Here is a 12,212-nt window from a genome sequence, read left to right on the forward strand (position 1 = left end):
GGGATGCGTTTCCATACCATTCCTTGACCATCCCCCACCCTGGATCACCAACTGGGACGGTGGCAGCATGGCCATATGACGGAACGCGTGGTCGGAATCGGTGCGGGCGCCAAGGAGCTGGCCACCGAGGACATGATCCTCAATATCGGCCCGCAGCACCCGTCAACGCACGGAGTGCTCAGGCTCCGGCTGACACTGGACGGCGAGCGCATCGCCACCGCTGAGCCGATCATCGGCTACATGCACCGTGGTGCGGAGAAGTTGTTCGAGGTCCGCGACTACCGGCAGATCATCATGCTGGCCAACCGGCACGACTGGCTGTCGGGGTTCGCGAATGAGCTGGGCGTGGTGCTCGCCGCCGAGCGCCTGCTCGGCATGGAGCCGCCGGTCAGGGCCGTGTGGGCGCGTACGCTCCTGGCCGAGCTCAACCGGGTGCTCAGCCACCTGATGTTCCTCGGCTCCTACCCGCTGGAGCTGGGCGCGATGACGCCGATCTTCTACTCCTTCAACGAGCGCGAGCGGATCCAGGCGGTCATGGAGGAGATCTCCGGCGGGCGCATGCACTACATGTTCAACCGGGTCGGCGGGCTCAAGGAGGACCTGCCGCTCGGCTGGCTGGACCGGGTGTCGGAGGCGGTCGCAGAGACCCGCCGCCGCGTGCCGGACATCGAGGACCTGATCCTGCACAACGACATCTTCCTGGCCCGTACCAAGGGCGTCGGGGTGCTCACGCATGAGCAGATCATGCAGTTCGGCGTCAGCGGTCCCATCGCCCGGGCCTCCGGGGTGGACTTCGACCTGCGTCGCGACGAGCCGTACCTGGCCTACCCCGAGCTGCCCGTCAAGGTCATCACTCGGAGCGGGGGCGACTGCCACGCCCGGTTCGAGGTGCTGTTCGAGCAGCTCAAGGTCTCGCTGGAGCTGGCCGACGCCTGCGTCGAACGGCTGCGCTCGCTGCCTCCGGGGCCGATCAACCAGCGACTGCCGAAGGTGCTCAAGGTGCCGGAGGGGCACACGTACGCCTGGACCGAGAACCCGCTCGGCATCAACGGCTACTACCTGGTCTCCAAGGGAGACAAGACGCCGTGGCGGCTCAAGCTGCGCTCGGCCTCGTACAGCAACATTCAAGTGCTGCGGGAAATGTTGCCCGGGCACCTCGTGGCCGACATGGTGGCCATTCTGGGCTCGATGTTCTTCGTTGTGGGTGATATCGACAAGTGAAACCCCCAGAACGCGACAAATACGTCGATTGGCTTCGGGCGCTGAGCCTGATCGTCGTGGTGGGGTGGCACTGGGCGTTCACGATTCTCGTGTGGAAACCGCACGGCCCCGAGCCGACCAGCCCGCTCGGCTTCACCTCGGGGCTGTGGATCCTCACCTGGCTGCTGCAGGTGTTGCCGCTGTTCTTCTACGTCGGCGGGCACGTGCACCTGCTGTCCTGGCACCGGGCCCGGGAGCGCGGCGTAGGCATCGGGTCGTTCGTCTGGCGGCGAATCCGGGCTCTGGCCTTACCCGCGTTGTTCCTGTCCGGGGTGTGGGTCGCGGTCGGGGCGGCGGTCACGTTCACGTTCGAGGTGGACTGGATGTGGCGTGTGGTGGTGCTGGTGCTCAGCCCGCTGTGGTTCCTCGCCGTCTACCTGATGCTGATCGCGTTGCTTCCGGTGGCGCTGTGGCTGCACCAGCGCTACGACGTGCTGGCCCTGATCTGGCTCGGCGGCGCGGCCCTGGTGGTGGACGTGCTGCGCTTCCGGTACGGCGTGGACGGGGTGGGCTGGCTCAACATGATCCTGGTGTGGGGGCTGGCGCACCAGGCCGGGTTCTTCTACGACCGGATCGTGACCCTGCCCAGGCGCTACGACGTCGCCCTGCTCTGGACCGGCCTGTTCGCCCTATTTGGGCTGGTGTACTCAGGGATCTACCCGGGCTCGATGGTGGGCGTGCCCGGGGACAAATGGTCCAACATGGCCCCGCCGACCTTCGTGATCGTGGCCCTGCTGCTGTTCCAGATCGGGCTGGTCGAGGTGCTCCGGCCGGCTATGGAGCGGGTGCTCGAGCGGCCGCGCTGGCGCCGGGCCAACGACTTCATCAATCGGTACGCCCTGGCGTTGTACTTGTTCCACACCACCGGGATGGCCATCGCACTGGGCCTGTCGTGGTGGCTCTTCGGCACCCTCGGCAGCACGATCCCGCCGGACCTGAGATGGTGGCTGGAGCGCCCCATCGCCATCATCGGTCCCCTGATCTGCACCGCTCCGGTCATCTACCTCTTCGGCCGCCGCCGCACACCTGTCAGGCGAAGGCAGGACTACTCCGGTGTCTGACTGTCCTGCGGATCCTTCGGGGTGCGGCAGGAGTGCTCCAGATAGAGCGCCGCGCAGACCAGCACCACGCAGGCCACGAGCGAACCCGTTGCGATGAAGAACTCCGAACGCGGCGTCTCACGGTCCAGGATCTGCACCGTGTAGAGCGCGAACCCGGCGAACAGCCCGCCGAACACCGCCCCCGCGTACGCCGACGCCTTGGCGAGCGCGGCCAGCCTGGCCACCGCCAGCGGCTCCACCGGCTTGGTGCCCGGCTTCCTGGCGATGCGCGCCTTGGTGACCCAGGCGCTGTAGCCCTCGCCGATGGCCAGCAGCAACACCGTCGGGATCGCCGTCCACGGCAGGAGCGGCAGGTCGGAGTAGAACTGCCGGACCGCCACCCAGGTGAGCAGGGCGACGACCACGAGGATGCCGACCAGCCGGCCGGGGTGTGTGGGCCTCAATCCGGCCTCTGCAGCGTGAGGTCGGAGCGCAGGCGTACGCCCTGCTTGTCGAGCCCCTCCAGCAGGTCGCACACTCGGCCGTGGCCGGGCACCGTGCCCTGCGGATCCACATCCGCCCAGGGGGCGAGCACGAACGCGCGCTCGTGGGCGCGCGGATGCGGCAACGTCAGGTCGGGGTCGTCGAAGACGAGATCGCCTACGACGATCAGGTCCACGTCGAGCGTGCGCGGTCCCCAGCGCTCCGCGCGCTCGCGCCCGAAGGCGTTTTCCACGCTGAGCGCCCGCTCCAGGAGCGCGTGCGGCTCCAGAATGGTCTCAGCGATCACGACGGCGTTGAGGTAGGGATCCTGGCCAGGAGGGCCGCCGACCGGGTCGGTCTCGTAAACTGGCGACGCCATGACGAACTCCAGGTCGGGGGCGTCGAACAGGACGTCCACAGCGCCCTGCAAGATCTGGAACCTGTTGCCCAGGTTGCTGCCCAGCGCGAGGACGGCCTTCATGCCCGGCTCCGCTCGATCGTCACGATCACATCGTCGAACGGCAGCGGGATCGGCGCCGCCGGCTTGTGCACGCTGACCTCGACCTTGTGCACAAGCTCGCTGGCCAGGCACACCTCGGCCAGGCGCTGCGCGAGCGTCTCGATCAGCTCGACCGGCTCGCCCTCCACGACCCCGACCAGGGCCTCGGCCAGCTCCCCGTAGTGGACGGTCTTGGTCAGGTCATCGCCGGCCGCGGCCGGAGCGGTGTCGAGGAACAGCGTCGCGTCGACCACGAACTCCTGGCCGAGCTCCCGCTCTGCAGCGAGCACGCCGTGCCTCCCCCTGGCCCGCAGGCCTTTGAGAGCGATGCGATCAGCGCTCAAGCTCGCCTTCCTCCTCCTCGTCGTCGTCTCCCTGGAGCACCGGCGAGCCGTGGTGCATCCACAGCCGCCAGCCCTGCGAGGTGCGGACGTAGACGTTGCTGGCCACCACCTTGCCTGCGGCGAAGCTCGACTCGCCCTCATCGCCGGCCGTCAAGATGTTTTCCACACAGGTGAGCACGGCGACGTCGCCCAGCACCGTCGTGTTGACGTCGGTCAGCACGAACTGGATGTAGGTGGTGTTGGCCATGATCAACGCCCACGACCGCAGCACCTCCTGCCGGCCGGCCAGCAGCGTCCAGCCGGGATGCACGCAGCTCACCTGCTCGTCGGCCGTGTCCTCCGCCCAGATGTCGGTCATCTTGTCGAGATCGCCGCTCTCGATCGCGGTGTAGAACTCCTGGTTGACCGTCTCGATCGCGGCCGTGTCCACGCTCATGTGCCTGCTCCCGCTCTCCTCCATGCGGCTGCCACGCGCACGGCGTCGGCGTTGGGGCCGACCTCGTGCACACGGACACACCAGGCGCCTGCTTGCGCGGCCAGCGCGGTCACGGCCAGTGTGGCGTCATCGCTGCGGCTGAACGGCCGGGGTGTGCCGTCGGGTGCGGCCAGCAGCCGCCCGAGGAACCGTTTGCGTGACGCGCCGATGAGCAGCGGATATCCCAGCTCGGCCAAGTGCGGGATGCCGGCCAGCACCGCCCAATTGTGCTCGGCGTTCTTTGCGAAGCCGAGGCCGGGGTCGAGCACGATCTGCTCCTGCGACACCCCCTCGGCCAGCACCAGGTCCACCCGCTTGCTCAGCTCCTCGCGCACCTCGGTGACCACGTCCGCGTAGACGGCCCTGGTCTCCATGTCATGACTGTGGCCGCGCCAGTGCATCACCACGTAGGGGACACCGGTCGCCGCCACCACGCGCGGCATCTCCGGGTCGGCCAGGCCGCCGCTCACGTCGTTGACGAGCCGCGCGCCCGCCTCGACGGCGGCTTTGGCGACCTCCGCGCGCATCGTGTCGACGCTGACCTGAACACCCTCGGCGGCCAGCGCGCTGATCACCGGGACGACCCGGGCCAGCTCCTCTTCCAGCGACACCCTGGCCGCCCCCGGACGCGTGGACTCACCGCCCACGTCGATGATGTCGGCCCCCTCCTCGACCAGCTCGAAGCCGTGCTGGATGGCGGCCGCCTCGTCGAACCACATCCCGCCGTCGGAGAAGGAGTCGGGGGTCACATTGACCACACCCATGACGAGGCACCGCTCCGCACCATCCGGCGCGTTGATGGGCACGCTAGTCATGGGCCAAGCCTAGGCGTTCCGCCACACCTGCTGACATGGCGGGTCCCCACTTGTGGATAACGATCCTTACCTGCCGAGGATGAGCGCCATCGCCTCGGCACGGGTCTTGTCGCTGGTGCGGAAGTCCCCGCGGACCGCCGATGTGACGGTCCTGGCGCCTGGCTTGCGTACGCCACGCATGGTCATGCACAAATGCTCGGCCTCGACGACCACGATCACCCCGCGCGGCTCCAGGACCCGCATCAGCGCGTCGGCGATCTGGGAGGTCATGCGCTCCTGGACCTGGGGGCGGCGGGCATAGACATCGACCAGCCTGGCGAGCTTGGAAAGACCCGTGACCTGCCCCTTCTCGTTAGGGATATAGCCCACGTGGGCCAACCCGTGGAAGGGCACCAGGTGATGTTCGCAGGTCGAATAGACCTCGATGTCCTTCACCAGGATCATCTCGTCGTGATCGACGTCGAACACCTTGGTCAGCACGTCTTCCGGCGTCTGGCCGAGCCCTGAATATTGCTCGGCCATGGCCCGGGCGACCCGGGCAGGCGTCTCGAGGAGGCCGTCGCGGTCGGGATCCTCGCCTATGGCGTAGAGGATCTCGCGGACGGCCTTCTCGATCCTGCCCAGGTCAACATCGTGCTGTGTCACGCAAACATCTTTCCGTGCTGGGTCACAAGGAGTCGCCGGAGGGCAACGCGTCCTGGTGGCCCGCGGTGAGGGAGCCGTTGGCCGACTGCTTCTCCTTCGGGGTCAGGATCGGCGGGCGGTCCGAGGGGAGCCGCTTGCCGTAGCCCGCGTAGGACGGGCGGTGCTCCTTGACGACCACCGGCGAGAAGATCTGGAGCACCATCTCGCGGGAGAGGGTCTCCTTCTCCATGAGCTCGAGCACCAGGTTGTCGAGCACGTCGCGGTATTCGACCAGGATGTCCCACGCCTGGTCGTGCGCCGTCTCGATCATCCGGCGGACTTCCTCGTCGATCGTGGAAGCGATCTTCTCGGAGTAGTCGCGCTCGTGGCCCATCTCGCGGCCCAGGAACACCTCGGCATTGCCGCTGCCGAACTTGCGGGCGCCGAGCTGCTCGCTCATGCCGTACTCGACCACCATGCGGCGGGCGACGGCCGTGGCCTTCTCGATGTCGTTGGAGGCACCGGTGGTCGGCTCGTGGAAGACGAGCTCCTCGGCCGCGCGGCCACCGAGCAACATCGCGAGCTGGTCCATCATCTCCGACCTGGTGGCCAGGAACTTGTCCTCCATCGGCAGCGTCATCGTGTAACCGAGGGCGCGGCCGCGGGACAGGATCGTGATCTTGTGGACCGGGTCGGAGTTGGGCAGCGCGTGCGCCACCAGCGCGTGACCGCCCTCGTGGTAGGCGATCATCTTCTTTTCCTTGTCCGACATGACCCGCGACTTGCGCTCGGGCCCTGCCATGACGCGGTCGATCGACTCCTCGAGGACGTCCATCGTGATCAGCTTCTGGTCGGCCCGCGCGGTGAGCAGGGCGGCCTCATTGATCACGTTGGCCAGGTCGGCGCCGGTGAACCCGGGGGTCCGGCGCGCGATGACGTCGAGGTCGACGTCGGGCGCGAACGGCTTGCCGCGGCCGTGGACCTTGAGGATGCCCTTGCGGCCCTCGAGGTCGGGGCGGTCGACGGTGACCTGGCGGTCGAAACGGCCCGGGCGCAGCAGCGCCGGGTCCAGGATGTCGGGCCGGTTGGTCGCGGCGATGAGGATCACGCCGCCCTTGACGTCGAAGCCGTCCATCTCGACGAGCAGCTGGTTGAGCGTCTGCTCGCGCTCGTCGTGACCGCCGCCCAGGCCGGCACCGCGGTGGCGGCCGACGGCGTCGATCTCGTCGATGAAGATGATCGCCGGAGCGTTGGCCTTCGCCTGCTCGAACAGGTCACGCACCCGCGAGGCGCCGACACCGACGAACATCTCGACGAAGTCCGAACCGGAGATCGAGTAGAACGGCACGCCCGCCTCGCCCGCGACGGCGCGGGCGAGCAGGGTCTTGCCGGTGCCGGGCGGGCCGTAGAGCAGCACACCCTTGGGGATCTTGGCGCCGATCGCCTGGAACTTGGCCGGGGCCTGCAGGAACTCCTTGATCTCCTGGAGCTCCTCGATGGCCTCGTCGGCCCCCGCGACGTCGGCGAACGTGGTCTTGGGGGTGTCTTTGGTGATGAGCTTGGCCTTGGACTTGCCGAAGTTCATCACCCGCGAGCCGCCGCCCTGCATCTGGTTCATGATGAACAGGAACAGCAGCACGATGATGACGATCGGCAAGAAGCTCACCAGGAGGCTCACCAGGATGTTCTCCGAGGGCACCTCGGTGGTGAAACTCTTGGTCTTGCCCGCCTGGACCTGAGCCTGCAGCTCGTCGGTCAGCTTGCTGCCGTAACCCGTCACCCAGTCCGACTGGATCAGCTTCGTCGGCTGATCGCCCGCCCTGACCGTGACCGCGTTGTGCAGCGTCACCTCGATGCGGTTGTCCTTGTCGACAATCTTGGCGTTGCTGACGTTCCCGGCGCGAATCTGCTGGAGAACCAAGGACGTGTCGGCCTGCTTGAAATTACCGCCGCCACTCCATAGCTGGGTGACGAGCAGGAGCAGCACGACGATGCCCAGGATCCACAGCAGTGGCCCACGTGTAAATCGCTTGAGATCCATCCGATGCGGAACCCCTTGCGGGCCCGTCCCTTCCTGACCATGGCCTGGAACCCCGGGCTGGCCCGGGGCCGCGGCATCCGGCACCGCGACTTCTGACTACCCGAAGGGGACACGTGGTCACCCTCCCGGAGTCTGAAGGTACACCGGCAGAGCGCGCGGAGGGACCGCCCGCTACACCGGCCTTGCCCTATCAACGTACGTCACGTTGCGCGATGTTCCCGGCCAAGGCAAGTGGGGCTACTTATAAACGTGCGGCGCGAGCGTCCCGATGAACGGAAGGTTCCGGTATCGCTCCGCGTAGTCGAGGCCATAACCGATGACGAACTCGTTTGGAATGTCGAACCCGACGTATTTCACCTCGATCGGCACCTTCACCGCGTCCGGCTTACGCAGCGCGGTGCAGATCTCCAGGCTCGCCGGGTTGCGGGATTTGAGGTTTTCCAGCAGCCAGTGCAGCGTCAGGCCGGAGTCGATGATGTCCTCCACGATCAGCACGTGGCGGTTCATGATGTCGGTGTCGAGGTCTTTCAGCACGCGTACGACACCGGACGACTTGGTGCCGGCGCCGTATGACGACACCGCCATCCAGTCCATCTGCACCGGCACGTGCAGGGCCCTGGCCAGGTCGGCCATCACCATGACGGCGCCCTTCAACACGCCCACGAGCAGCACGTCCTTGCCCGCGTAGTCCTCGTCGATCCGCCCGGCGAGCTCTATGATCTTGGACTGGAGCTCCTCCTGCGGGATGAGGACCTTCTCCAGGTCATTGCCCATGTCGGCAGCGTCCACCTGTGGTTCCTTACGCGTGGGGACTGATGGCGAGTATCAGGGTGCCATACCGCCGGCTCGCGGACAGACCCCCGGGCAGGTCCGCGGCCTTCTGCCCGCGCCACCGCGTGACCAGCCGATCCACGGCCAGCACATGCGTGGCGGAAAGGGCGCCGGATGGGGCTCCGGCGGCGATGGCCGCGCGCCGCAACACCCTCCGCCTGACGGCGTCGGGCAACTTCTCCAATTCCTTGACGGCGAGCGTGACGGTCCCGTCGATATCGCTAAGAGCGCAATCCTGGTACGCCGATTCGGCCCATCCGTCAAGGGCGTCGGCGTCCTCGCGCGCCAGTCGCGCGGTCCTGGCGAGCGCCTCGGCCACCCCGGGGCCCAGCTCCTCCTCCAGAACGGGGAGCACCCTTCTCCTGACGCGGACCCGTGTGTACCGGGGATCCTCATTGTGAGGATCGTCCCAGGGGATGAGGCCCAGGGCCCGGCAGGCGGCGACGGTGGTGGCTCTTGGGAGGTCGAGGAACGGGCGGCGGTATCGGCCGGCTTGGGCGGCCATGCCGGACAGCGACCGCAATCCGCTGCCCCTGGCCAGTCCCAGGAGCACCGTCTCCGCCTGATCGTCCCTGGTGTGGCCGAGGAGGACGGCCGCGGCCTGGAGCCGGTCGGCCGCCTCGGCGAGCGCCGCGTATCTGGCCTCTCTGGCCGCCGCCTCGGGGCCGCCCTCGGCTCCGACCGTGACGGTGAGCACGTCGGCGGGGTGGAGGTCCAGCTGCGCGGCCTGCTCGACAACCTGCCGCGCCCGCTCGGCGGAACCGGGTTGGAGCTGGTGATCCACCGTCAGGAGGCCGGCCCGCAACCCCATCCGCGGCGCGACGAAGGCCAGGGCCGCGGCCAGCGCCAGGGAGTCGGCGCCGCCACTGCATGCCACCAGGACCAGGGTTTCGTGCGGGAGATCGGTCAGCGCCTCCCGCACTGCCCTGCGGATGTCGGCTACGGCTGGATGTGGGCCCACGGGTGCCATTGTCGCGGGTCGCCGCCCGCCGACGCGCCACCACCCGTAACGCCGCGGCCCGCCAGCGCGCCACAGCCCATCGGCGGGGGGTGAGCACGCGGGCGGGCAGGCCCAACCGGCAGGTCAGGGCCAGGAGGCCCGGGTCAGGCGGGGAGGGCTGGGGTGCCGATGACGCGGTTGATCCAGGCGTCCGGGTCGGCGATTTCGGGAGTCGTCGGCAGGGATTCCGGCGACGTCCACACCTTGTTGAAACCGTCCATCCCCACCCGGCCGACCACCGACCGCACGAACGCCGACCCCTCCGCATACTGCTTCATCTTGACCTCGATCCCCAGCAGCCGCCGCACCGTCTTGTCCAGACGGGAGCCGCCCTCGCGGCGGTGGGCGAACTTGGCGCGGATGTCGGCCACCGACGGCACCACGGACGGGCCCACGGCGTCCATCACATAGTCGCCGTGCCCTTCCACCAGCGTCATCACGGCGGTCAGGCGGTCGAGGATCTCCTTCTGGCCCGGCGACTGGATGGCGTCGATCAGGTTGCCCTCGCCGCCGCGCACCACGTCGGCCACCGTGTCGGCGGCGTTGCGCAGGCGTTCGAGCAGCGTGGGCAGGTCCAGGTCGGAGGCGAGCAGGAACTCGGTCATCTGCGAGCGCACGTATTCACGCAGCCATGGCACGCCCGTGAACTGCACGCGGTGGGTCTCCTCGTGGAGGCACACCCAGAGGCGGAAGTCGTGCGGGTCGACGCCCATCTCGCGCTCGGCGTGGACGATGTTGGGGGCGACGAGCGTCAGGCGGCCCGTGGGCTCCTGGCCGGTGGGGTCGGGCGGGAGGAACAGCTCATACTGGCCCAGGACCCGCGAGGCGAGGAAGGCCATCACGGCCCCGACCTCGACACCCGTGATGCGCGAGCCCACGGCGGTGACGATGGCCGGAGGCGGGTTGGAGCTGTTGCCCATGCGCTGCGTCAGGGGCTCGAGCACCACGCGGAAGCCCTCGACGTTCGCCCTGATCCAGCCGGGCCTGTCCACGATGGTCGCGGGCTGCGGCGCGGTCTCCGTGTGGATCTTCGTGAACTCGCGCACGTGGCCCTCGGCCTCACGTGAAAGGGTGCGGAGCTCGGTGACGGCCTGCCTGGCCTCCTCCCGGCTCACTAGAGGACCGGGGCGCACCAGGCGCGTGCCGGTCGTGACGGCCAGATCCCAGTCGATCACCTGCATAACGTCCACCGTACGTGGTGCAGACCCAACCTGCGAAGGAGCGCCGGTGTCTGGAGGAGGAGAGAGGGAGCGAAGCGACCGAACGACGAGGGAAGACACCGGCTTCCCAGCGACTGAGCCGCGATCCGCAGGATCGCAATAAGCACGCGAAGGAGCGTCTCGCTACGAGCGAGCGACGATGGCGGCGAGCCGGTCGAGCACGGGCTCGGCGTTCACCGGCACGCGATCCGCCATGAACGCGAACGTGACCAGCCGCCCGTCCTTGGTCGTGGCCAGTCCCGCCAGCGTGTTGACGTGGTTGAGCGTGCCGGTCTTGGCGCGGACCAGGCCCACCTCGCCCTTGCTGTCGCCGGAGGTGAAGCGGCGGCCGTTGCCGAGCGTGCCGGAGAAGCCCGCGATCGGCATGCCGGAGGCGATGGCGTGCAGGCCGGGGTGGTCCGCGGAGCCGGCCAGGGCGATGAGCTTGGCCAGGGCGCCGGGGCTGATGCGGTTGTGGGTGGACAGGCCGCTGCCGTCGGCGAGCGAGACGCCCTTGGTCACGCCGAGCCGCTGGAGCACGGCGGTCACGGCCTTGGCGCCGCCCGCGAACGACGCCTGCTGGGCTTCCTTGATCGCGACGTGCCTGGCCAGAGCTTCGGACAGGTCGTTGTCGCTGTGCGTGAGCGCGTGCTCGACCAGGGCGTAGACGGGGGCGGAGTCGACCTTGCCCAGCTCGGCGGCGCCGGAGGGGGCCTTGCCCGGGCGTACGGACTTCGACACGGAGATGCCCTGCTTGGCGAGGAGCCGGGCGAAGGCCGCGGCGGCGTAGGCCGGCGGGTCGGGGACGCGGGGTGTGTTGTAGCGCGGGTGCCGGCGGCCCTCGTCCATGGCGAGCGCGTAGACCGGCGCCACGTTGCCTTCGGGGATGTAGCCGGGCTTCCAGCCGGAAGCGGTGGAGGGGCCGCTGAACAACGACGTGTCGTAGGTGAGGGTGACCTTCTTGATGTTCTGGGATTTGAGGGTCGCGGCGGTGCGGGCGGCCAGCGTGGCGAGGCTCGCCTGCTTCGGGTACGACGGCTTCGCCGAGGGGCCCGCGAGCAGCGGGTCGCCGCCGCCGACCAGGACGATCGCACCTGGCTTGGCGCCCTGGACGACCCTGGTGGACAGGCGGGTGTCGGGGCCGAGCGAGGCGAGCGCGGCCACGCACGTGACGATCTTCGTGGTGGAGGCGGGAGTGATGGGCGTGTCGGCGTTGGAGGCGAAGACCTGCTCGCCGGTGGTCGCGTCGAGCACGACGGCGCCGACCCGGTCGCCGAGCGCATCGTCACCCAGGGCGCTGGTGAGCTGCCGCGTCAAAGTACCCTTAGTCGGGAGAGGTCCGTCTCCTGACTTCGCCGAAAGCTGGGCCAGCACAGGTCCCGCGGTGACCACGGGGACGGGCGGAGGAGACCCTTCCTGCGGGGACGCCGTCGGTTCGGTCGGTGAAGTCTGCCTCGTCAGCGCGCCCAGGCTGAAGTCGGTGGTCATCGCGTAAACACCGGTGACGATCGTCAGGGCCTGGAGCACGGCGAGAGTGGCCAGCATCACCCACCGGTCGTGCCGCGCCACGTCGCCTACCCTCTCTCTTGAGTTCGCCTACG

Annotated in this window: 13 protein-coding genes; 2 read left to right on the plus strand and 11 right to left on the minus strand. The window is 68.5% G+C overall.

Going from position 1 to position 12,212, the window contains the following annotated elements; genetic code table 11:
• Window positions 1–75: 75 nt before the first annotated feature.
• The gene (locus Q9G87_RS16970) at window positions 76–1,221 is read left to right on the plus strand and encodes an NADH-quinone oxidoreductase subunit D (protein WP_305917332.1); all 1,146 of its coding nucleotides are present in this window, start codon (window positions 76–78) and stop codon (window positions 1,219–1,221) included.
• Window positions 1,218–2,321, plus strand: a complete 1,104-nt coding sequence (locus tag Q9G87_RS16975; RefSeq protein ID WP_305917333.1) for an acyltransferase family protein — start codon at window positions 1,218–1,220, stop codon at window positions 2,319–2,321. The genes Q9G87_RS16970 and Q9G87_RS16975 overlap by 4 nt, the downstream gene beginning before the upstream one ends.
• Here Q9G87_RS16975 and Q9G87_RS16980 read toward each other — a convergent pair.
• From Q9G87_RS16980 to dacB, 11 genes are all read right to left on the minus strand, one after another.
• Window positions 2,306–2,764, minus strand: coding sequence for a DUF3180 domain-containing protein (locus tag Q9G87_RS16980; RefSeq protein ID WP_305917334.1), 459 nt, complete (start codon window positions 2,762–2,764; stop codon window positions 2,306–2,308). The genes Q9G87_RS16975 and Q9G87_RS16980 overlap by 16 nt on opposite strands.
• Window positions 2,761–3,264 (minus strand): 2-amino-4-hydroxy-6-hydroxymethyldihydropteridine diphosphokinase, encoded by a 504-nt coding sequence (gene folK / locus Q9G87_RS16985; protein ID WP_305917335.1) that lies wholly within the window; start codon window positions 3,262–3,264, stop codon window positions 2,761–2,763. Before folK ends, Q9G87_RS16980 begins: the two co-directional genes overlap by 4 nt.
• A complete protein-coding gene (gene folB, locus Q9G87_RS16990) occupies window positions 3,261–3,626 on the minus strand; it encodes a dihydroneopterin aldolase (protein ID WP_305917336.1) in 366 nt (121 codons plus the stop codon). The genes folK and folB overlap by 4 nt, the downstream gene beginning before the upstream one ends.
• Complete coding sequence (locus Q9G87_RS16995) at window positions 3,616–4,062, minus strand: nuclear transport factor 2 family protein (RefSeq protein ID WP_305917337.1); 447 nt, start codon at window positions 4,060–4,062, stop codon at window positions 3,616–3,618. The genes folB and Q9G87_RS16995 overlap by 11 nt, the downstream gene beginning before the upstream one ends.
• On the minus strand, window positions 4,059–4,916 hold the full coding sequence (folP, locus tag Q9G87_RS17000) for a dihydropteroate synthase (RefSeq protein WP_452449266.1): 858 nt from the start codon (window positions 4,914–4,916) through the stop codon (window positions 4,059–4,061). Before folP ends, Q9G87_RS16995 begins: the two co-directional genes overlap by 4 nt.
• A gap of 66 nt (window positions 4,917–4,982) precedes the next feature.
• Window positions 4,983–5,561, minus strand: a complete 579-nt coding sequence (folE, locus tag Q9G87_RS17005; RefSeq protein WP_305917338.1) for a GTP cyclohydrolase I FolE — start codon at window positions 5,559–5,561, stop codon at window positions 4,983–4,985.
• 22 nt (window positions 5,562–5,583) lie between these two features.
• Window positions 5,584–7,581, minus strand: coding sequence for an ATP-dependent zinc metalloprotease FtsH (gene ftsH, locus Q9G87_RS17010; RefSeq protein ID WP_305917339.1), 1,998 nt, complete (start codon window positions 7,579–7,581; stop codon window positions 5,584–5,586).
• Window positions 7,582–7,818: 237 nt separating this feature from the next.
• Window positions 7,819–8,370 carry a hypoxanthine phosphoribosyltransferase gene (gene hpt, locus Q9G87_RS17015; RefSeq protein ID WP_305917340.1) on the minus strand — a complete coding sequence of 184 codons (552 nt, stop codon included), beginning with the start codon at window positions 8,368–8,370 and terminating at the stop codon, window positions 7,819–7,821.
• A gap of 10 nt (window positions 8,371–8,380) precedes the next feature.
• Window positions 8,381–9,382 carry a tRNA lysidine(34) synthetase TilS gene (tilS, locus tag Q9G87_RS17020; RefSeq protein WP_305917341.1) on the minus strand — a complete coding sequence of 334 codons (1,002 nt, stop codon included), beginning with the start codon at window positions 9,380–9,382 and terminating at the stop codon, window positions 8,381–8,383.
• A 134-nt stretch (window positions 9,383–9,516) separates the two neighbouring features.
• Window positions 9,517–10,593, minus strand: a complete 1,077-nt coding sequence (locus Q9G87_RS17025; protein ID WP_305917342.1) for a zinc-dependent metalloprotease — start codon at window positions 10,591–10,593, stop codon at window positions 9,517–9,519.
• Between the two features lie 162 nt (window positions 10,594–10,755).
• Window positions 10,756–12,180 carry a D-alanyl-D-alanine carboxypeptidase/D-alanyl-D-alanine endopeptidase gene (gene dacB, locus Q9G87_RS17030; protein WP_305917343.1) on the minus strand — a complete coding sequence of 475 codons (1,425 nt, stop codon included), beginning with the start codon at window positions 12,178–12,180 and terminating at the stop codon, window positions 10,756–10,758.
• Window positions 12,181–12,212 lie beyond the last annotated feature (32 nt).

Source organism: Nonomuraea turcica (assembly GCF_030718205.1).
Taxonomy (GTDB): domain Bacteria; phylum Actinomycetota; class Actinomycetes; order Streptosporangiales; family Streptosporangiaceae; genus Nonomuraea.